Below are 22,112 nucleotides of genomic sequence, written 5' to 3'. Positions count from 1 at the left end.
AAGATGAAAAACATAGGAAACTTCCATGAATATACAATCAACCAAGAGCTTCAATCACAATTAGGCTCATGGGTTCAGACTAAGAAAAATAAAAGAGTAATAAACTATAAGTTATCGGTACATTACCATCCTTATGTAGATGAACTTATTCAATTGCTTAATAAAAAAGGGCTGAATTCATTGTTTGATGTCAATAAACTGGCTTCACTAAAAGCAAATCTTTCTGACCACTATGTTGCTCAAAAAAACGTACTCAAACCTATAGACTATACAAATGGCACCGTTAAAAAAACTTTTGCCCAGGAGAATATTGATGTTAGTGATGACGGCGCATATTCTATTTATAATTGGGAACTTTTCTTTCATGCTCCCCTCGCAATAGCATGTCACCTAAGCTCTAATCAGAAGTTTGAGGAAGCGCAGCGATGGTTTCACTATATATTCGATCCTACAAGCAATGATTATACAGTAGATTCCCCTCAGCGCTTTTGGAAGTTTCTTCGATTCAGACAAGAAACATCTCCTGAGTTTATCCAGGAAATGATGAAGAAATTAAGTGCCCCTGAGGATTCAGAACTTAAGACAAGGATAGAGAAAAGCATACAGGCCTGGAGAGACAAGCCATTTCAACCTCATGTAATCGCCAGAGGCAGATATCTTGCGTACCAGTTAAATGTATTAATGAAATATCTCGATAATCTAATTGCCTGGGGAGATAGTTTGTTCAGGCAAAATACCATTGAATCCATTAACGAAGCTACTCAGATATATGTGCTCGCATCGAATATACTCGGACTTAGGCCAGAAAAAATACCACCGAGGGGAAAGGTAAAACCGAAAAGTTATGCGGAGCTTAAAGCCATGGGCATTGATGCATTCGGTAATACATTTGCTGAAATGGAAAATGATTTTCCTTTTAATACTGTCTCCACAAGTTCTATAAATGCAAATCAAGGAAGTAATTCTGTATTCGGAATAACCAGAAGCCTGTATTTCTGTATTCCACAAAACGATAAGCTCCTGGGATATTGGGATACAGTGGAAGATCGTCTTTACAAGATCAGGCATTGTATGAACATTGAAGGTATTGTTCAGAAGCTAGCTCTTTTTGATCCTCCGATTGATCCTGGAATGTTGGTCAAAGCAGCGGCAGCAGGTCTTGATATAGCAAGTATTGTGAATAATATCAATCAACCATTGTCTGTAGTAAGAGGTCCGTTGCTTCTGCAGAAGGCAATGGAGATATGTAATGAACTTAAATCTTTAGGTAACTCATTACTTTCTTCTATAGAAAAAGGAGAAGCGGAACATCTTGCTGTTCTCAGACAAAAACATGAGCTAAACCTTCAGAACCTTGTAAGGGATGTGCGGTTCTTACAATGGAAGGAGTCTGAATCTTCAACCGAAGCATTGGTAAAAAGCAGAAATACAGCCTTTGAAAGATATAAGCATTATAAGAAAATACTTGGCAGTCAGGATAGTGATATAGACCCGCTGAAGAAACTTGATCTGGATAGAAATAACCTGAATGAAGAATCATTTGATGGAATTTATACAGAATGGGTAGGCAAATATGCTGCAGATATTACTAATGAGCCCTATAGAGTGGAAGATTCAGTTGGAGGTTTAATGGAATTTGCAGGCAATGTAGTAACTGATATTTTCGGCGGACAACTTGGTAAAACACTTCCATTGAATAAAAATGAAAATGCTGAGTTAAATATCTTTCTACCTACGTCGGATACATTTAATAAAATTGCTATGGGAATTCAAGTAGCGGCAGCAGGTTTGAAATTAATTCCAAAGACTGCACTTCATGGCACGCCACTGGGAGTTGGTGGAAAATTAGAAATTGGTGGAGATCAATTTGGGGATAGTGTAAAAGAAGCTACAAATGCAGTTAAAGCTGTGGCAAATGCATTTGCTGGCAGTGCTGAAAGGGCATCCAAAATGGCTGGGTATTATCGTAGGGCAGAGGAGTATGTGTTGCAATCTAACCTAGCAGCAAGTGAACTTGTTCAATACGGACGTCAAATGGTATGTTCATTGATAAGAGAACAAATGGCCAAAAAGGAATATGAGAATCATCTGAAACAAATTGAACAGTCCCAGGAGGTATATGATTTCATGACAAATAAATTTACCCAGGAAGACTTGTATTCGTGGATGAAAAGTACAATATCCAAGACTTATTTTGATACTTATAAATTCGCATATGATACCGCAAAAGCTGCAGAGGAAACCATGAAATACGAATTAATGAGAAAAGAATTTGATAATTTAAACATCATTCAATTTGGTTACTGGGATAGCACAAGGAAAGGTCTGTTGGCTGGTGAAACACTCTACCTGGATTTGAAAAGGCTGGAAATGGCTTATCTGAAGCAAAATGCTCGCGACTATGAAATGGTAAAACATGTGTCTCTGCGTAAGCTTGATCCAATCGGACTTCTGAAACTAAAAGCAACTGGTAGTTGTGAAATTAAAATTCCGGAATGGGTATTTGACATGGATAGTCCCGGACAATATATGAGAAGAATCAAGACTGTTGCATTGTCTATTCCTTGTATCACAGGCCCTTATACTGGTGTACATTGTAAATTATCATTGGTTAAAAGCTCTATCAGGACATCTAATCTATTGAAAGACGATGAATATGCTCGAAAATTAAGCGAAGACGATGACAGATTCCGAGACTTTACAGGAACTATTCAATCCATCGTTACAAGTACCGGACAAAATGACACTGGTATGTTCGAAACGAATCTTAAAGATGAACGGTTTTTACCTTTTGAAGGAGCAGGTGTGGAAAGTACATGGAGATTGGAACTGCCCAACGACATACCTCAGTTCGATTTTGAATCTATTTCAGATGTTGTCTTGCATATCCGTTATACCGCAAGAGAAGCAGGATTGCTCAAAGCGAAAGCCGTTGAATACATCAAAGAAAATGTTTTAGAAGCATCTAATTTAGTCCAGTTATTCTGCCTTAATTACGATTTCAGTACTGCTTGGTACCGATTTGAATCAGCTACAAAGGACGATGACAGGTTGCTTAATATTTCATTGAACAAGGACATGTTTCCATATTGGGTAAATAAACTTGGTATGGACGATGTTATTAATCTTACCTTCTGTTGTATAGATTGGACAAAGAATAAATTGAACATCGGAACCCAGATCGTCCCTTTAACGCTCGATTCATCTAAAAACTGGACGCTTTCAGTTAATAAGGACTCTACTGTATTTCCATTCCTCAAAAATAACAAAGATAAGAAGGTATACATGGCAGTTACATTTGCCAGGAATTCCTAATTTTTAAAATCGTGCCTATATAGAAAATGCCATGTAAGACTTTACATGGCATTTTCTATATATTTAATCTTTCTAGTTCCCTTGCCAATAAAATCTAACCTTGACTATATTAATGCCCAATGAATGAAAAATTCATTGGAAGATTTTAAACATAATAAATGTCTATTCAAGGTATAGTTTCTTCATCTCTGCTTTATCAACTTCCAATATGTTAGTCAGGAAGTTATCTACTGTTCCATATTGACGCTCAATATTCTGGAAAAAAGTTGTGATAAAAGACTGCTCAACACCAAGCAAAGGTCTTAACTTATCTCCTGATCCGGCTCCATAAGCATTGTTGATTTGAGATACTGTCGTTTCAATGGATGCAGATAAATAAACATTTGATTTCATAAAGTCTGCTATAACAGTATCTCTTGGTACATCTAGAGCAGAAAGTATCAATGCTGAAGTCATGCCTGCACGGTCTTTTCCGGCTGTGCAGTGAAACAGTGTTGGATCTCCGGTTCTCAACAGATCAAATACAATTTTCCAATTAGCTATTTTAAGAGAGTCAACAGCATAAGCTGGAATCATAATTTGCTCTGCCGTAATTTTACCTGAGATAATCTGTCCCATGATTTGAGAAGTACCGCCTGAAACATCAGAAGTATCAGCAATCAGAGATAGATAGTATTTTATTGTTCTGTCAATATTCTTATCTGGCTGACTGTTACGCTCTGAAGAAGTTCTTAAATCAATTACTCTTCTTATACCGAATGAATTTAACTTTGTCAGATCCTCGCTTGTAAGTCCAGATAACTCACCGGAACGGTAAAGCATTTTGAATCTAACCTTCTTTCCATCATTACTAGGATATCCTCCCAGATCACGCATATTATCTTCACCTGCAAGTGCAATGTGTCTTTCTGAAGGGACAGTTGAAGTGTTAGTTGGTTGGACATCATCGTTATTCTTTTTGCAGGAAGCCAATCCTGATAAGATAACAAATAGCAGAAGAGAGTGTCTGATAATTTTTTTCATTTTTATTTGACTGTACTTTATTTAATTTGGACCAAAAGTATATGTCAAATATTATTTTAATGTTGTGAGGGTGTTATTAGAATGTTGAGATTTTTATTTTACAAAAATGGAATTATTTTCTTTTTTGTGTTTCAATTATCTAACTGGAAATATTGGCTTTCTTTGCAAGAATTTTATTTTCCTATGAAAGAGTTTTGATTTCTTATTTAGAAATTAATTTTTTCTATGTAGAAATTATTCTTTTCAAAAACTCTAATTCCTTTCTCTTCCCATCAAAATCCCTTAATTTTGAATAGAAAAGGACTTTAAATGAGCAAGCCGTTACATGAGTACATTATAGAGGACATAAACTTTGCTTCACTAAACAAAGGACTGCTTTTTTCCCATAGCTCAACGCTTGTCGCTACCGATTCCAGAGGTTTCTTTGATATTCAGCCCGAGATAATAGATATCAATTTTACCTCATTTACAACACTTTCCAATCTCAGGGATTCACCAACAGTTTCGGTCAAAAAAGAGGGGAGTTCTTTAAAGTTTACTTGTACCTGCGGGTATCCGGGAGATAAACTTTGCAGCCATCAGATTCAGATTTTATACAACATCATGGATCGCCCCAACCTGCGGATCTTCTTTGATGAAAAACTCAGACATGAGAAAATAAAAGAAGCAGCCCGTGAATACGGACTTGAAAATGAGCCGGATCCTTATGAACTCTTTCAGATAGAATATGACCGGAGATCTGTTTCTGTCAAACCAAAGTTGAAAGGATTGTTTGCTGTTAATGCAATAACAGATGCATATTTTAAAGAACACGTACTGCCTAAGAAGGATATTCCAATTGAAAAAGACTTTGCCTCCTACAAGCAGACAATTCTTGTTTTTGGAAAACATCGTTATTACGATCACTTTGTTATAGAACTGTTTGAAGCAGAATCTACTAAAGATGGAAATGTCCGAAACCCTTTAATCTCCGTCAACTCTACAGATTCTGTCTGGAAAACACAAGAGGTTGATGTACTGAAATTTTATGCTGCTATCGCAGGATTTCAGAATAATTATTCCGAAACAAAATCTCAATCAGATATAGAAGGATTAAAAGCTGTTGTTCAAAATCCATTGGGGCTTCCGGCTTTTTTCCATGATAATAATATCTCTGAAAAAATATCTGCACAATCTATTATTCCTGTAAAGCTTAAAAGCTCACGGATGGAGCTTGCGCTTTCTGTTGATCTGAAAGAACGCTTTCATGAAGTTTCTGCAGAACTTGTCATTGAAGACCAACTCTATGATCTTAAGAGCCTTCAGATGAAATTCGGATATTTCATCAGGATAGGAGATACCATGCATCTTATACATGATGAAGACCTTGCTCGAGTTATCACTTTCTTCAGACAACAAAACCACAAAGTGCTGATCCATACATCCAAGTTTGATGCCTTTCAACAAACGCTGTTAGCCGGATTGGAAAATAAATTCAGGATTACCTATTCACATATAAAGAAAGCAACGCCCACTTTACTGGAAGAACAAGGATTTACAGCGCCTTCAGAAAAAATCATTTACCTTTCCGATTCGGAAAATTTTGTGCTCATAACACCAGTGATGAAGTACGGTAATGTTGAAATACCAATACTTTCTCAAAGACAGATCTATACAAAGGACCAGAATGGCAATACCTTTCTGGTGGAAAGAGATCAGGAAGCTGAAATCCGTTTCATTTCTTTTTTAATACGACAACATCCATTCTTCCAGGAACAGGTGAATGGCGATTGCTATTACCTGCATAAACAAAGGCTCCTAGAAAACGACTGGTTTCTGGATGCGTTTCAAGAATGGAAAAACTATGGCATTACTATATTAGGTTTTAATGAATTAAAGAGCATTCAATACAACCCTAACAAGGCTACCATTAACATAAAGGTGAACAGTGGTATCAAATGGTTTGAGACAATTATAGATATTAAGTTCGGAGATCAGAAGGTTTCTTTAAAGCAATTACAGAAATCCGTTAAAGATAAAAGCCGCTACATTCAATTGGATAACGGTACTCTTGGAATTCTACCTGCTGAATGGCTCAAGAAATTTTCAGCTTACTTCAATGCTGCCGATATAGATCTTGTTGCAGGAATGCTGAAAACGCCCAAAACTAATTTTAATGAGATCGCAGAACTGTATGAAGAACATCTTCTGACAAACGAGACGCAGCAACAAATAAAAAAATTCAGAAATGCATTTGAGCATTTTGAATCTATTAAAGATATAGAAATTCCAAAGGAGCTAAATGCCAGTCTTCGTGAATACCAGAAACAAGGCCTTAACTGGCTCAACTTTCTTGATGACTTTGGATTCGGAGGTTGTCTTGCTGATGACATGGGTTTGGGAAAAACTATTCAGATCATCACGTTTATACTTCTGCAGAGGAAGAAACAACTTCGTAATACCAATCTCATTGTAGTTCCTGCCTCCCTGATATTTAACTGGCAGCAGGAGATCGAAAAATTTGCTCCTTCAATAAATGTATATACTTTTCATGGTGCAGGAAGAATAAAAGAAGTTTCTGATTTTGACAATTATGAAGTTATTATCACTACTTATGGAACATTATTATCAGATATTTCTACTCTAAAGAAATACAATTTCAACTATATTATTCTCGACGAATCTCAGGCTATTAAAAATCCTGAATCGCAAAGGTACCGAGCAGCCTGTCTGCTCAAGTCCAGAAATAAGCTGGTTCTTACAGGCACACCTGTTGAGAACAATACTTTTGATCTATTTGGACAATTTTCCTTTATCTGTCCCGGATTACTTGGCAACAAGCAACAGTTTAAAGGGCACTATTCTATGCCGATAGACAAATTCGAAGATAGTGGAAGGGCAAAGGAACTTCGCCAAAAGATCAATCCATTTTTGTTGAGAAGGACGAAAAAGCAAGTAGCAAAAGAACTCCCTGAAAAGACTGAAATGGTACTCTATTGCGAAATGGGAGAGAACCAGAGAAGTATATACGATGCATATGAACAGGATATGCGTGACTTTATAGCTTCCAGAAACGAGGATGAACTCAATAAGGAAAATATGCACTTCCTGAAAGGACTTACCAGATTGAGACAGCTTTGTAACTCCACAGCACTGATCAGCGAAAACAAAGCCTATGGAGAAGACTCTTCCAAAATAGAAGTATTGATGGAGGAGATAGAGAACAAGCATCAAGGGCATAAGATCCTCTTATTTTCTCAGTTTGTGTCGATGCTTGATCTTATAAAAAAGAAACTTGATGATAAAGGCATTCCTCATGCATATCTTACAGGACAAACAAAAGAGCGAGCTTCTGTAATCAACGAATTTCAGGAAAATGATAAGGTAAGAGTTTTCCTGATAAGTCTGAAAGCAGGAGGTACTGGTTTAAATCTGACAGAAGCTGATTATGTTTATCTGGTCGATCCATGGTGGAACCCTGCAGTAGAAAATCAAGCCATTGACAGAAGCTATAGAATAGGTCAGAAAAAAAATGTTGTAGCTGTTAGATTGATTTGCCCTAATACCATTGAAGAGAAGATCATGAAATTGCAACAGACTAAGAAGGAACTGGTCAATGACCTTGTCAAGACAGATAGCTCTATTTTAAAATCCCTTTCCAAAAAAGAACTGTTGAGTTTGTTTAAATAGATTATTTAGTTCTCATTGCCCTTCTCAAAATCATCTCCAAAAGGATATGACCGTTAGCTTACCCCTTTTTATTACACTATCATTAGAATTGCTGTCATCCCGAGCCTTCGAAGGATCTGATAGATAAAGAAATTTCAATTTCAATAACGCCTGCCGAATAGCTTCAGTTTCCTTCTTTTTCCAAACTCAGATGCTTCACAAGTTCAGCATGACCAAAATAAAGATTTACATAGTTGTAGTTATGTCTCTGAAAAGAAAGGCTAATAGTGAGCTCTAGTATTATTAAATTCTCATTTTTTTATACTCAATTAAATCTATGCTCTCTTAAAATTTTCCTAATAAAATTTAAAATGACTAAATTTAATGTCATAAATTATGTCATTTTATATATGAAAACTTTTCTCATTTTCATTTTTTTCTTTGTATTCAATTTGAGTAATCTTTTTTCACAGCAGACCAATTGGTATGCTAAAACAGATGGCCCAGGCGCGTTAAACATTAATAAAATCATTCAGGATGAATATGGTAATATTTTTGTCGTCGGTGTATTCAGAGATACTGTTAAATGGCAAAACCATCAATTAGTAGGTTCCAAGAATTATACAGGACTATTCATAGCAAAATTAACCAGCTCAGGAGAAATTGTCTGGCTAAAAACTTCTTCATCTGATGAAGGGCCAAGCGCAGTATTAAGTTTAGCCATTGATAAGAAAGGAGATATCTATGCCACCGGTACCTTCTATGCTTAAATTAGGTCAGATTAACTGGCCATCAAGGGGAGGCAATGATTTATTTGTATGTAAAATTACCTCTCAGGGGAAAACAGTTTGGGTAAATGGTGGTGGAGGAGCAGCACCCACTCAAAATGCTTTTCTCCTTGTAAGTAGTTTTGGATGGTCTGTTGATTGCGGCAGAGATATTGCCGTAGATAGTAAAGGAAATGTTATTATCTGTGGATCTATAGCTAACAATACAATTATCAATGGTGTGAATATAGGTAAGGAGGCAGGACGTGCCTTTGTTGCAAAATTAAACCAATCAGGAAATTTTTTCTGGGCAAAAAATATAGCAAATCCATCATCTATTTGTACAGGAGAGTACGCCGGAGCTGTTACGGTGGATCAATACGATAATTTTTATTTAGCAGGATCAGTACACTGCGGATATGTATCCGATTGTGGGAGTTTGGGTAACTATGGTACCGGTTCAGATGGATATATTATTAAGTTCAACCCAAACGGATATTGTTTGTCTTTTATGAGTTACAGCACTTCTAATGATGAAGGAATTACTGATATTGCTGTAAATAAAAATGGTGATATTTTTTATACGGGTTATCGAGGCGTTTATGGCAACAGTACAGATCCATTTCCTAGAGTTTTGGGGAAGTTTAACGCTGATGGAAACAAGGCATGGGACATCATATTAAATTCCAATACATTAAATCATGACAATGGAGGAGATAATTTATGTCTGGATACTGCCGGAAATCCGGTTGTCAACTATACTGTAGGTTGGCAGGTATATATAGAAACACATGATGCTGAAACCAACGAACTTTTATCTTCTAAGACCATAGCAGATCCCGGTCGTATTCCGGTATTTTCTTCAACATTTGTAATTAAAAGTATTGCTGTAGATAAAGATAACAAACTTTTATGCGGGGGATATTATATGTCTTATGATACTATCAGCAATCCAAACAATGCAATTGGAAGGACTGTTCCTTTTCTCAATACACCAAATATGAGTAGCTCCGCAATCATTAATGGAAATGTATTTTATGATTTTAACTCAGATTGTAAGAAAGACAATAATGAAAAAAGTGTCAGAAATGCAATGTTAATGGCTACGCCTGGCCCATTTTATGCTTTGACAGATCCACAGGGTAATTATGATTTTGTACTTCCCCCTGGAGATTATACGCTTGCATTACTAAAAGATAATTTCGGTTCCTCAACTATCAATTCGTTTTGCCCTTTTGACAAGCAATTAAAAATATCAGCTACTACTATGGGAGAAGTTTATGCCAATAGAAATTTTGGAATAAAGACCAATCCATGCACCGATGTTTTTGTCAGTATAATCCAGGCAAGATTAAGACGATGCTTTACAAACAATTTGTCAGTTTTATGTGAAAATTCAGGGAGTATAGATGCTTCCGATTTAACATTAAAAGTATTATTTCCTCAAAATGTAAAACCTGTTTCTTCATCAATTTCCTGGAACTCAGCAAATGATAGTTTAGTGACGTATAAAATTCCGGTCCTTAAATCAGGAGAAAGATTATCAATTAATATAGTTGATTCTGTTGTATGTGGGAATGAGAAACTACTTGGATTAACTGAATGTATCAAAGCAGTGATCACTCCAAAATCATCTTCCTGTAGAATCGCCAGCCCAGACTGGGATAGATCTAATCTTGAAATAACCAGTCAATGCCTGGATAACGGATTAGTCAGATTTGTTATAAGAAATACAGGATCAGGAAATATGCAGGAACCAACAGAATACAGGATCCTTAGCAATAATAAAGTAATATATACTTCTAAACTTCAGCTCAAGTCATCCGATATTTTAAGCTTTCTGGTATCAGGTACAGGTAGAACACTTAGAGTAGAGGCAAATCAAACGAAAAATCATCCTGAACTTAAATATGTATTTCTTACAGTGGAAAAATGTAAAAGTACAGAAGGTGAAGTGACCAAAGGTCTTGTGAATGCACTGCCACAAGATGATGAAGTCCTGAAATATCTATTTCATGTGCAGAGATAGTAGGTAGTTTTGATCCTAATTTAAAAGAAGCAATACCAACAGGCGTTGGAAGTGAAAATGCAATTAAACCAGGTGAGACTTTTAATTATAAAATTTACTTTCAAAATACAGGTACCGATACTGTTTTTACTGTAGTTTTAAAGGATACCCTAGATGAATCATTTGACCTTTCTACATTGTCTGTTGGAGCTGCTTCTCATCCATTTCAATGGAGTATAAGAAGTGAGAAAAAACCGGTTCTCACATTTGTATTCAACGAAATCAATATGCCCGATAGCACAACCAATGCTCTAATGAGCAATGGATTTGTTGATTTCTCAATAAAAGCTAAACCCTCTGTACAGGAAGGAACAGTCATTCAAAACCAGGCGGGTATTTATTTTGACTATAATAGTCCCATATTAACTAATACAGTTTTCCATACTATAAAAAGTGAATACATAACTGATTTTTCACAAGTCGATCTTATTACATTTGAAGATGTATCAACTGATATCTCATCTAAAAAAGAAATGAAAGCTCTGATGGTTTATCCTAATCCGTCAACTGAAAATGTCTATTTTGAAACAGACCAACATAAAGATCTTGACCTTGAGATATTAGACGTAACTGGACATTTGATTTTCCATGAAAGAGTAAATGCCAATAAGACTGAAATTTCTAAATCATTATTCAAAAAAGGTATTCATTATTATTTTCTGAAAGAAAATGGAGAGATTGTAAAATCAGGTAAGTTTCTAATAATAGAATGAAGATAATAAACATGTGTAATTTTTTTCTAACTATCTTATTAATCTTCTGCACAATATTAGGCCTGGAATGTAATGCCCAAAGTATCGTATGGGGCACAACGTCAACAGGGCCATCATATGAATATGCTGATAAACCTGCATTTGACAGTCAGGGAAATATTATAATGATAGGATACTTTTTTGAATCTACAACGTTTGGAGATATCAAATTGACTGCCAATGGAAGTGGAGATATCTATATAGCTAAATTTGATAAAAGGGGAATTTGCCTTTGGGCAAAAAATATAGGAGGAAATGAAAGTATATATTATGATGAGCCTGTCTGTATGACTGTTGATTCTGACGATAATATCATTATGGTGGGAAAAATACAAGGTAGTGATGTTAAAATTGAAAACGTACCCATCCCGGGATCTGGCCCCTATGCTTTTATCAAGCTTGATAAGAATGGTAATATGATTTGGGGAAATCTTCAGTCTAATAATATTACTGCCATCACCAATGACAGTAATAACAATATTTATGTGACAGGCACTTTTGAACAGAGGAGTTTCTATTATGGAATTGAATTAATCGGAAATCAAAAATCGTCATCAGCAAGTCTTTACGTCATCAAATTAACTCCCGATAGAACAGGAGTTTGGGGAACCGTGGGGGCTGGAGATACATATGGTGGTTATGTAAATGCTTCAGGAATTTGCCTTGATTCACTTGGTAATGTATTTATAACTGGCAGGTATTATAGAGATGTGAAGTTGGAAACTATTGAATTATCCAAACCGGAAGATGATGAAGGAAGTTACTTAACAAAGCTCAACTCTAATGGAAAACCATTGTGGGCTAAAGAACTTAGGGCTGACTTTTATTACCCCTGGGATATAAGTGCTGATAACGTTGGAAATACTGTGGTGGTAGGACAAACTTCTTTGGGACAAAATAGTAGCCAGATCTTTGCAAGCCGATTTGATGCAGAAGGGATTGCTATATGGCAAAAGTCATGGGGACAAGTAGGAAGAGATGATCAGGCATATGGTGTTCAGCTGGATAATTTAAGTAATGCCTTCATCTTTGGATGTTTTGGCAATCTGTTTAATTATGGGGATAAGACACTTTTTGCTGAACCACAAGGAGCTACCAATGCCTTCGTATCTAAAATTGCTCCGTCAGGTAACTTTATATGGGCAGAGAATTATTTCACTGCAGAACGAAAAGGGGGGATTGATATAGATAAAAAAGGATTGATCGCAATCTGCAATAGGAGAGATGATGTTTATAAAATTGGGAATAAAACATTTAATAACCTTGAAAGCGATGCAACATTATTATTGATCAAAGATGACTTCACTACTTCTATAAACTATAATTATATCCAGGGAAAAGTTTTTATAGATGAAAATGGTAATTGCAATAAAGACGAAAATGAAAGAGGTTTATCTGGTAGGATAATAGTTGCAGAGCCTGGAGATTATTATGATATGACAGACATCAATGGTAACTTCAGAATAGTTGTTGATGAAGGCAGTCGTGATCTAAAGATAAGACAAGTAATTAAAGCTAATTTGGATTATGTTGCAGAACAAAGCTGTCCAGCCAATAATCAAAGTATTTCAGTTTCCTTAACAGGTTCTGGTAAAGTGTATTCGGGATATAATTTTGGTAATAAAGGCATTTTTTGTCCATTGCTAAATGTCTCTCTGGTAAAGGACCGGATGAGGCGATGTTTTCCAGGACAAACATTTATTCACTATTCAAATGAAGGAAGTGACTATGTTGAAGATGCTACAATTAAATTAACAACCCCTTCTGTTTTAAGAATACAAAATTCTTCAATGCCTTTTACCAGGGTTAATGATACAACCTTAATCTTCCATACAGGCCTTATTGCGCAAGGAGGTGGAGGGGCTATCATTATCAATGATTCTATTATGTGTAGTGATGAAACTATAAGGGGTAGAACGTATTGTATGGAGGCAAAAATTTCCCCTTCAAATTCTTGTATTAATTATCAGAAATGGGATAAATCAGATCTGATTATTAAAACAAGCTGTTTATCTAATGGAATTCTGCAAGTAGTGATTTTAAATCAGGGAACGGGAGATATGTCTGATAGTACGCAACTCAGGATATTCTATAATTCAGTGCTTGCTTTTAAAAAGCAAATGAAAATTTCAGCAGGTAAATTAATAACACTAAAGATTCCTGCTTCCGGAAAAACAATCAGAATAGAAGCTGATCAGAATCCATTTCATCCTGAAAAAGAAAAAGCGATAAGTACATTTGAAGGATGCGGAAAGTTAACAGATGGTAGTATAGCTAAAAATTTTGTTAATGATCTATCGGTTGAAGAAGGCGGATTTCAACAAAGTACCAAATGCTTTGAAGTGAGAGATAGCTTTGACCCTAATGACAAATCAGTCTTGCCAAGAGGATGCGGTCAGGGGCATGGTATCTTTTCGACTGATTGGATCAACTATACCATCAGGTTTCAGAATACAGGAAATGACGTTGCATATAATGTAATAGTTGAAGATACACTTGATAAAAGCCTGGATATAGAGACCTTATCACTGACAGGAGGTTCTCATAACTACACATGGAATTTGCAGGGAAAGGGAAATGCTGTATTGAAGTTATTCTTTAATAATATTTATTTACCAGATAGCACCAGCGATGAAAAAAATAGCCATGGATTTATATCATTTAAAATAAAGCCCAAAGCAACTATACTTCCTGGCACTGTAATTAAAAATAAATCACTCATATATTTTGACTACAATAGTCCGGTAATAACAAATGAATTGGAACAAACGATAGTAGAAAACTGTGGAGAAGATTTGACTCTGGGAAAAGATATTGAGATAGACTATAATCCGGATGTCACCAATACAGTAGAAACTTTTAAAGCTAACTTTTTTATTTCACCTAATCCGTTTTCAGATTACCTGATAATAAATACAAATTCAAATACATCAGGAAGGTATAACTTAAAGGTTTCAGACATCTATGGAAAACTAGTATTGAGTGCAACCCTGGATGGGTCAGAAAAAATACTTCCTACAGAGAATTTTAACAATGGTTACTACTTCTACTTGCTTGAAGATGAAAATGGCTCTGTAAGTTCAGGTAAATTACTTAAAATTAAATAGTCAGGGCTAATGAATTAATTACCACTTATGACTTACCAATTAAAACTCTTTAAAAGTCCATTCCCACCCGAATGGACTTTTTATTTATCAATAAAGGTTGATTATCAATATATTTAAACACCAAATCTAAAGTAATAAATTAAACTCCTTTTAACACTTAAAAATAGCATAAAGCCAACTATAAATCTATTTCCCTTGTTATTTAATAAGGAAAAATCGATAAGAAACGTATGGCAAAATATAGCAAAAAAGCTCAGGAGAAAGTCAAAGAGAGCATCGAAGAGATGAAAGAAGGGAAGCTCAAATCAGGACGTTCAAGAAAGCCTGTAAAGAGTAGAAAACAAGCAATTGCAATCGGTCTTTCTGAAGCAAGAAAAGAAGGAGCTAAAGTTCCAGAAAAAAAGAAGTAATATTTCTTAAATGAGGGCTTTCAATAATGGAAAACCCTCATTTGCTTTAACTTTCTGCTTTAAGCTTTTAGCTTTCAGCTTATCTAAAACTTTTTTGTAACCATTTCCTTGTTGAGTTACTCTAATGAAGTATAACTCAAAATATAAATAAAATGGTAACGTCTAATCCAAACTCACTTAGATTTGTATTTAATTTATTAAAATACACTTTTGTCATTGTGCCAATTCTCGCAGGCCTGGACAAGTTCACAAATATTCTCACCAATTGGGAACATTATCTTAACCCTAGTCTCGAACCCGCGATGCCATTTTCTCCTCAAGTATTTATGATGATAGTAGGAGTAATTGAGATAATAGCAGGAGTCATCGTACTGATAAAGCCACAATTAGGAGGATTAATAGTTGCAGCTTGGCTGACACTGATTGCTATTTCCCTGATCACTGACGGACAATATTTTGACGTAGCTGTGCGCGATCTGGTAATGGCCATAGCAGCATTCTCCATGGCAAGAATCGCCTCTATCATTAAACAGTAATAAGAGATGTCAATTTTAGCAGCACATGAATCAATTGCTCAAACTCAATATAGTAGTAACAAAATGAAATTTGATCAATATTCTGACGAAGAAATAATCCTAAAAATTCTGGCAGGAGAGGTAGCATTATTTGAAATACTTATCCGGAGAAACAATGCTCACCTGTATAAAACAGGCAGAGCATATAACTACAGTCATGAGGACACTCAGGATCTCATGCAGGATACATTTGTAAATGCATATGTCAATTTATCCAAGTTTGAAAGCCGGGCAACCTTCAAGACCTGGATAACCAAAATAATGCTTAACAATTGCTTTAGGAAAAAACAAAAATCAGGTTTTAAAAACGAAATCCCTGATGAAATAAAAACAGAATATACCCCTATGTTTTCTGATGAACAGTCTGCAGATATGAATAAAACCATCCTTACCAAAGAGTTGGGGTTGGTTATTGAAAATGCTTTGCAGCAGTTACCACTTGATTATCGAATGGTTTTCTCTTTAAGAGAAATAAACGGAATGAATGTAGCGGAAACATCAGACATATTAGGCATAAGTGAATCAAACGTTAAAGTCCGACTCAACAGAGCTAAGGGCATGTTGAAAAAGGAAATTGAAAAATCGTACACACCATCCGAAATTTTTGAATTTAACCTGGTTTATTGCGACGCCATGGTCAAAAGAGTAACGACGGAAATAAAACTATAAAAGAATGAATACGGCCACTGAAATATCGGATATGATTGGAGAAGAACACATTGGTACTTCCATTGACACTCCATTGCGCGATGACGCCTTTGAGATGGATGATGAGGTCAAGATAAAACTAATTGAGAAACACTTTAGAGAAATTATGTTTCTATTAGGATTAGACTTGGAAGATGACAGTTTAAAAGGAACCCCGCACAGAGTAGCTAAAATGTATGTTAAAGAAGTTTTCAGCGGATTAAACCCTGTCAATAAGCCGAGCATTAAACTGTTTGACAATAAGTATAAGTATAATGAAATGCTGATTGAAAAGGATATAACACTTTATTCCTATTGTGAACATCATTTCGTTCCTATAATTGGTAAAGTCCATGTTGCATATATTTCTCATGGAAAGGTAATTGGTCTTTCTAAAATAAATCGGTTGGTACAACATTATGCAAAACGCCCACAGGTCCAGGAGCGTCTCACCAATCAAATAGCAGAAGGCTTAAAAGAGGCTTTACAATCCGAAGACGTCGCAGTAATTGTCGATGCAGTACATCTTTGTGTCTCCTCAAGAGGAGTTCAGGATACCTCAAGCAGCACAATAACTGTAAACTATTCAGGAGCTTTTCAGGAAGCAAAAAGAAAGGAAGAGTTTTTAGGATTACTTAGGAAGTTATAAGATTTAAATTTTGAAGATCATATATGTTCTTTTAAATCGAATCTTTCTTTATCCTTTGTGGAATTGTACAGCTTAAGTAATCTTTACTTTCGTCATGTAGAAATTGTGAAACACCTCAGCTTCTGAATCTGCATATTCTTTGCATATCTCTCAAGGTAGGGTTATACCTACGTTGAAACAAATCCGCCCATCAAGGGCTGGTGCCTCTACATTGAAAATTTTCGCAAAGCCCCGAAGAGAATGTTATTTTGCCCGCATAGGGTAGTTTAGGCTCTGGATTTATTAATGAAAATTTATTCTTGGTATCAAAAGTTACATTATCATTGGAGATGCCTCTTTAACTTGTCAAAAGGGACATCATATTTCTATTCTGATATCATTCAAATTTCAAAGGTTTAATCGATCAAGAAATGGATTAATGAAAATTGATTGACGGAGCATAATTTAATTTATATAATATAATTCAATTTATTTTTTCAGATAAAAAGAAATAATTCAAATTATAGCTCGTTGAAATGCTGTTTTTAAATAATTTCGAAAAAATAATTTTTAACAACTTTTATAATGAAACTTTTAAATTATCTGTTTCTCTTTTTATTCATTTCATTAATGTATTCGAACGTCGCAGCACAAGATATACAATATAATATAAGTGGCTATGTGAAGGATACAAAGACCAAAGCAGGCCTTCCGGGTGTTATAATACAGATATCACCAGGTGAGAAAGGTACAATCACTGATAGTAAAGGCTATTACAATCTTTCTGTTCCACCTTCTGATTCTGCGGAAATTACCTTTTCATTTGTCGGTTACAATACTGTTAAAAAAGTGATAGCCTTAAAAGCAGACCTGCATCTTGATATACCGCTCTCCGAAGAAGCTACAGAAATAAAGGAAGTAATTGTAGAAGGGAAGAGGTTTAAATCAGTAAGTGATGGGGCAGACATAAGTAACATCGAAATACCGATAGATCAGATTAAGGATGTGCCAACTCTAATGGGAGAGAAGGATGTTTTGAAAACCATCCAGTTAATGCCAGGGGTTCAAAAAGGGAGTGAGGGTACTGCTGGTTTGTATGTAAGAGGAGGAGGTCCGGGCGAAAATCTCTTCCTGCTCGACAATGCTACAGTATACAATCCATATCATCTCTTCGGATTTTTCTCTTCGTTTAATGGCGATGCGCTCAAAAGTATAGAACTTACCAAAGGCGGATTTCCAGCAAAATATGGAGGAAGACTTTCTTCAGTGGTTGATATGGAAATAAGAAATGGCAACAGTGAAAAAATACATGCAGAAGGAGGCGTCGGCCTGATCGCCTCTCGTCTTACAGTTGAAGGTCCGATTAAAAAAGGGAAATCTTCTTTTATAGTTTCTGGCCGTCGAACTTACCTGGATGCTCTGATGTATCCATTACTTCCATCTGATAACAAAGGTGGTTATTTCTTTTATGACCTCAACTGGAAATTCAATTTTGACATTAATCCTAAAAACAGAATATATCTTAGTGGGTATTTTGGCAGGGATAAATTCTGGGCAAGGTTTAAGGATGGAGAAAGCGATTCCCGAGCATGGTTAAGATGGGGTAATGCTGCAAGTACCCTTGCATGGGAACATATTTATAATGAAAAGATAAATTCCCAGACATCACTTATTTATAGTAATTATGTTTTTGATATTAATATAGATGAGAAATACCAAACAGATAACTATAAGCTGCGCTATATATCTAATGTAAAAGACATCTCCGTAAAACATGAATTCAATATTTCCGCATCTTCCAGTCATTCCCTGAAAATTGGAGTAATCTCTACACTTCATACTTTTAAACCGGAAGCTGTAACATACCGCGAAACAGGTTTTAATGATGTGAAAGTTGACAATAAGATACATGCTGTAGAAACATCAGTTTACCTTCAGGATATCTTCAAGCCTGTACCAAGGCTTACAATCAATGCCGGAGTTCGGTTGTCCAGCTATTTTACAGCAAACAAAAGTTATGTATTTCCGGAACCCAGAATAAGTGCTGGATATAAGGTAACAGACAACCTTGCAATTAAAGGGGGATTTGCAATAATGAACCAGTATATCCATCAAGTGACAAGCGGAGGCGTTGGTTTACCTTTAGATCTGTGGGTGCCGACAACTGATAATATAAAACCTGCACAGTCAAGGCAAATAGCTTTGGGATTAGCAAAGGATATTCCCGGAAAAAATATGGTGGCCAGTATTGAAGGGTATTATAAGAAAACCAACAGAAGTGTAGGATTTAAAGAAGGCGCTACATTCTTATTATCTGAAGATGTGGTAGAGAAGAATGAAAGCAGCTGGAAGAAAAATCTTACCCAGGGTCAGGGATGGTCGTATGGATTAGAATTTTTGCTTCATAAAAGAGCAGGAAAATTTTCAGGTTGGATTGGATATACATTATCATGGACACAATTACAATTTGATTCCGTGAATTATGGAAAGAAATTCTATGCTCGTTACGACAGAAGGCATGATATTTCTTTGGTTGGAATGTACAAACTTTCTGACAAGGTGCATCTTTCAGCAACTTGGGTTTACGGAACGGGTAATGCCATCACTATTCCCAATGCTGAATATGGAGGTATAGAGCATAATCCAGGAAGCAATGGTAGTACTAGCGGAAGGAGCCTCATAGATTATGGAGCGAAAAATGAATACAGAATGAGAGCATACCACCGGCTTGATGTAGGCATTAAATTTATCAAGAAGTTTCCTTCAGGTCGTGAGAGAACCTGGGATTTGAGCATATATAATGCTTATTCAAGAAGAAATCCATATTTCTATTTTATGAGTACTGAAAATGGAATGAATGTCATTAAACAAGTATCTCTTTTTCCAATCATTCCTTCAATAACCTATAACTTTAAATTTTAATACCTGAATATGTCACGTATATTTCTTCATATCATTTTTATTCTATTTGCTTCTTCCTTTCTGTCCGGCTGTATCAGGACTTTAGACGAAAAAGATATGCCCAAAATAGAACCTAAACTTGTTATTGGTGGATACATTTCACCTCAAGACACTTTAATTAAAATAATTGTGGGTAAATCAGTTCCGATTTATAAGAAGAACGATCAGTGGTATAATTTAAATCCGCCTGTGAAAGATGCATCAGTGTTGTTATCCGGCAATGGTGTTTCTGTTTCCCTGCTTTATGACGAAAGATCATCTTCCTATACAGTTCCCGCTTCTCAATTTACCATAGTTCCCGGAACAACTTACCATCTCACAGTTTCAACTCCAGCAGGCCTTTATGCTGAAGCAGAAACAACTGTTCCGGAAAACATCAATTCAAGCCTTACATACAAAATAGATACTGTAGAGGTAACATCCAACAATTATGGATATTCAGGTAAAAGCATCCAGGTTTCGGTATGGTGGGATGATATACAACAACATAACAATTACTATAGAATCTATGGGGAGATAGTGGTTTTATATGACTCAACCTATTACAATTATCCAATGTATAATTACCACTATGATCTGAATTTTGATACTAAAAATATTGTGATTAAAGATATCGGTTATGCAAATGGCAAATTCGGACCTTTCAAAGCGGATACACCATTGCAATCTAAACGATTCAATGATATTCGCCTCAGTCTTCTGAATACTGACAGAAATTACTATGAATTTTATAGAAGCTACGATTCAAATTATCAAGATGATCCATTCTCTGAACCTCAGAATATCTATACCAATATAAAAGGAGGACTAGGGGTATTTGCCTCTTACCAGAAGTATACGATAAAAACAGATTTAAAATAATTCAAAAATTATAAGTTTTAAAAAATTAAAACGGAGATAAACTCCTTTTGATATCAAATCGACATCCATTTTAGAAAGGATTTTCACAAATGTGAAAACCCTTTCTTTTTTTCAGTTATTTACAATATTAAACTCAAGCTTTTTATTGTTTTATTACCTTAAGCTCTTGTATATCTTTACTATCTTTAAATAGTTTACAAATGTAAACTCCATTCTTCGATCCAGAAGTATTGACCATTGATTCATTTTTTGCATCAGGTTTTATTTGATCAAAGAAGCAAAATTTGCTGAGAAGTAAGATATTTCAACTCTTAAATGTCTGATAATCTTCCGGAAACTTAAATTTCAAATGAGTTAAAATGAATTAGTAAATCAATGATTTCATCCACTTCATAAGCAATTGCCTCCCTAATAATTTCACCTTTAACAAAAGAAAGGTTTGACATGATTTAGAACTGTAAAACTGGTCGGCAGGTAGAAAGCAAGTGGATAAGGGCTGTAAAGCTATATATACATCAAATTAGGCCATTCATACTGCATTCTTAAATCTACTTAACTGACAAAGTACAAGTTACCCTTTTTTAAGTAATGATTTCCATAGTTTTAACCAATATTTCATCTTTTCCTTTTTTTATTAATTCAAATGAACTAATTTTACTTAACAGTGTTAGATACTTTAACAACGTAAGCTCTTATTATGGGAAGTAAAGAAAGAATACACCGATTAAAAGAAGAAACCAGAACAAAGATTTTGGATGCAGCTTACAAGATTGTTACAGAAGAGGGATGGCAAGCACTTAATATGCGTAAAATAGCCGATGCAATTGAATACACAGCACCGGTTATTTATGAATATTTTTCTAATAAAGAAGCAATATTAGCAGAGCTTCAAAAGAAGGGTTTTCAAAATTTATTGAAGCAGATGGAGCAAGCGAAAGACGAATTTAAAAATCCGGGTGACCAACTGGAGTCCATGTGGATGGGGTACTGGAATTTCGCTTTCAAAGAAAAGGAACTATACCAATTAATGTTTGGTGTATCAATGAATTGTTGTTCTGCAAAAACACCGGAATCAGAAGCACCAGCGAATCTGGTAGGGGAGGTCATCAGGGACTTAATGGGCAGAGAAAATGTGATTGAAACGGAGGTATGCAGAAGGTATTATACCTATTGGTCAGTTGTTCACGGATTAATTTCCATTAATCTGGTTAATAAAGGAAAATCTGATGAGATCAACAAGCTTGTGTTAAAGGATGCAATTCAAGGTATTACAAAATCTATCACTGGGTAGTATTGTTTCATCATTGCAT

The 22,112-nt window shown here is 35.5% G+C and carries 14 protein-coding genes and 1 pseudogene; 14 read left to right on the top strand and 1 reads right to left on the bottom strand.

What is annotated here, in order from left to right:
- Nucleotides 1–3 precede the first annotated feature (3 nt).
- Nucleotides 4–3,315, top strand: coding sequence for a hypothetical protein (locus J7604_RS23895; protein ID WP_293902046.1), 3,312 nt, complete (start codon nt 4–6; stop codon nt 3,313–3,315).
- 162 nt (nt 3,316–3,477) lie between these two features.
- Here the strand turns inward: J7604_RS23895 and J7604_RS23890 are convergent, their stop codons facing one another.
- On the bottom strand, nt 3,478–4,338 hold the full coding sequence (locus tag J7604_RS23890) for a tyrosine-protein phosphatase (protein WP_293902043.1): 861 nt from the start codon (nt 4,336–4,338) through the stop codon (nt 3,478–3,480).
- A 309-nt stretch (nt 4,339–4,647) separates the two neighbouring features.
- Between J7604_RS23890 and J7604_RS23885 the strand changes: the two genes are divergently transcribed.
- The 13 genes and pseudogenes from J7604_RS23885 (at nt 4,648) to J7604_RS23830 (ending at nt 22,093) form a co-directional block, all read left to right on the top strand.
- Entirely contained in the window at nt 4,648–8,007 is a 3,360-nt protein-coding gene (locus tag J7604_RS23885) for a DEAD/DEAH box helicase (protein ID WP_293902040.1), read from the top strand.
- Nucleotides 8,008–8,438: 431 nt separating this feature from the next.
- The gene (locus J7604_RS23880; protein WP_293902038.1) at nt 8,439–8,756 is read left to right on the top strand and encodes a hypothetical protein; all 318 of its coding nucleotides are present in this window, start codon (nt 8,439–8,441) and stop codon (nt 8,754–8,756) included.
- Complete coding sequence (locus J7604_RS23875) at nt 8,731–10,782, top strand: hypothetical protein (RefSeq protein WP_293902035.1); 2,052 nt, start codon at nt 8,731–8,733, stop codon at nt 10,780–10,782. Before J7604_RS23880 ends, J7604_RS23875 begins: the two co-directional genes overlap by 26 nt.
- Nucleotides 10,758–10,928: pseudogene (locus J7604_RS27110) on the top strand (hypothetical protein); the annotation flags it as partial. The gene J7604_RS23875 and the pseudogene J7604_RS27110, both read left to right, overlap by 25 nt.
- Before the next feature lie 30 nt (nt 10,929–10,958).
- Entirely contained in the window at nt 10,959–11,534 is a 576-nt protein-coding gene (locus J7604_RS23870; protein WP_293902032.1) for a T9SS type A sorting domain-containing protein, read from the top strand.
- On the top strand, nt 11,531–14,680 hold the full coding sequence (locus tag J7604_RS23865) for a T9SS type A sorting domain-containing protein (RefSeq protein ID WP_293902029.1): 3,150 nt from the start codon (nt 11,531–11,533) through the stop codon (nt 14,678–14,680). The genes J7604_RS23870 and J7604_RS23865 overlap by 4 nt, the downstream gene beginning before the upstream one ends.
- Nucleotides 14,681–14,910: 230 nt before the next feature.
- Nucleotides 14,911–15,090 carry a DUF6496 domain-containing protein gene (locus J7604_RS23860; protein WP_293902026.1) on the top strand — a complete coding sequence of 60 codons (180 nt, stop codon included), beginning with the start codon at nt 14,911–14,913 and terminating at the stop codon, nt 15,088–15,090.
- Between the two features lie 152 nt (nt 15,091–15,242).
- On the top strand, nt 15,243–15,626 hold the full coding sequence (locus J7604_RS23855; RefSeq protein WP_293902023.1) for a hypothetical protein: 384 nt from the start codon (nt 15,243–15,245) through the stop codon (nt 15,624–15,626).
- 6 nt (nt 15,627–15,632) lie between these two features.
- Nucleotides 15,633–16,334, top strand: coding sequence for a sigma-70 family RNA polymerase sigma factor (locus J7604_RS23850; RefSeq protein ID WP_293902020.1), 702 nt, complete (start codon nt 15,633–15,635; stop codon nt 16,332–16,334).
- Between the two features lie 4 nt (nt 16,335–16,338).
- A complete protein-coding gene (gene folE, locus J7604_RS23845) occupies nt 16,339–17,001 on the top strand; it encodes a GTP cyclohydrolase I FolE (protein ID WP_293902018.1) in 663 nt (220 codons plus the stop codon).
- A 564-nt stretch (nt 17,002–17,565) separates the two neighbouring features.
- On the top strand, nt 17,566–19,902 hold the full coding sequence (locus J7604_RS23840) for a TonB-dependent receptor (RefSeq protein ID WP_293902015.1): 2,337 nt from the start codon (nt 17,566–17,568) through the stop codon (nt 19,900–19,902).
- Nucleotides 19,903–19,911: 9 nt separating this feature from the next.
- Complete coding sequence (locus J7604_RS23835) at nt 19,912–20,802, top strand: DUF4249 domain-containing protein (RefSeq protein ID WP_293902012.1); 891 nt, start codon at nt 19,912–19,914, stop codon at nt 20,800–20,802.
- 697 nt (nt 20,803–21,499) lie between these two features.
- On the top strand, nt 21,500–22,093 hold the full coding sequence (locus tag J7604_RS23830; RefSeq protein ID WP_293902009.1) for a TetR/AcrR family transcriptional regulator: 594 nt from the start codon (nt 21,500–21,502) through the stop codon (nt 22,091–22,093).
- The last annotated feature ends 19 nt before the right edge of the window (nt 22,094–22,112 follow it).

This window comes from Sporocytophaga sp. (assembly GCF_017745095.1).
Lineage (GTDB): Bacteria > Bacteroidota > Bacteroidia > Cytophagales > Cytophagaceae > Sporocytophaga.
This window is presented reverse-complemented; position numbering and strand designations above follow the sequence as displayed.

Excerpts from the sequence above, each read along its gene's own strand:
- J7604_RS23895 (WP_293902046.1), top strand. The coding sequence starts at position 4 with ATGAAAAACATAGGAAACTTCCATGAATATACAATCAACCAAGAGCTT.
- J7604_RS23890 (WP_293902043.1), bottom strand. The coding sequence starts at position 4,338 with ATGAAAAAAATTATCAGACACTCTCTTCTGCTATTTGTTATCTTATCA.
- J7604_RS23885 (WP_293902040.1), top strand. The coding sequence starts at position 4,648 with ATGAGCAAGCCGTTACATGAGTACATTATAGAGGACATAAACTTTGCT.
- J7604_RS23875 (WP_293902035.1), top strand. The coding sequence starts at position 8,731 with ATGCCACCGGTACCTTCTATGCTTAAATTAGGTCAGATTAACTGGCCA.
- J7604_RS23865 (WP_293902029.1), top strand. The coding sequence starts at position 11,531 with ATGAAGATAATAAACATGTGTAATTTTTTTCTAACTATCTTATTAATC.
- J7604_RS23860 (WP_293902026.1), top strand. The coding sequence starts at position 14,911 with ATGGCAAAATATAGCAAAAAAGCTCAGGAGAAAGTCAAAGAGAGCATC.
- J7604_RS23855 (WP_293902023.1), top strand. The coding sequence starts at position 15,243 with ATGGTAACGTCTAATCCAAACTCACTTAGATTTGTATTTAATTTATTA.
- J7604_RS23850 (WP_293902020.1), top strand. The coding sequence starts at position 15,633 with ATGTCAATTTTAGCAGCACATGAATCAATTGCTCAAACTCAATATAGT.
- folE (WP_293902018.1), top strand. The coding sequence starts at position 16,339 with ATGAATACGGCCACTGAAATATCGGATATGATTGGAGAAGAACACATT.
- J7604_RS23840 (WP_293902015.1), top strand. The coding sequence starts at position 17,566 with ATGAAACTTTTAAATTATCTGTTTCTCTTTTTATTCATTTCATTAATG.
- J7604_RS23835 (WP_293902012.1), top strand. The coding sequence starts at position 19,912 with ATGTCACGTATATTTCTTCATATCATTTTTATTCTATTTGCTTCTTCC.
- J7604_RS23830 (WP_293902009.1), top strand. The coding sequence starts at position 21,500 with ATGGGAAGTAAAGAAAGAATACACCGATTAAAAGAAGAAACCAGAACA.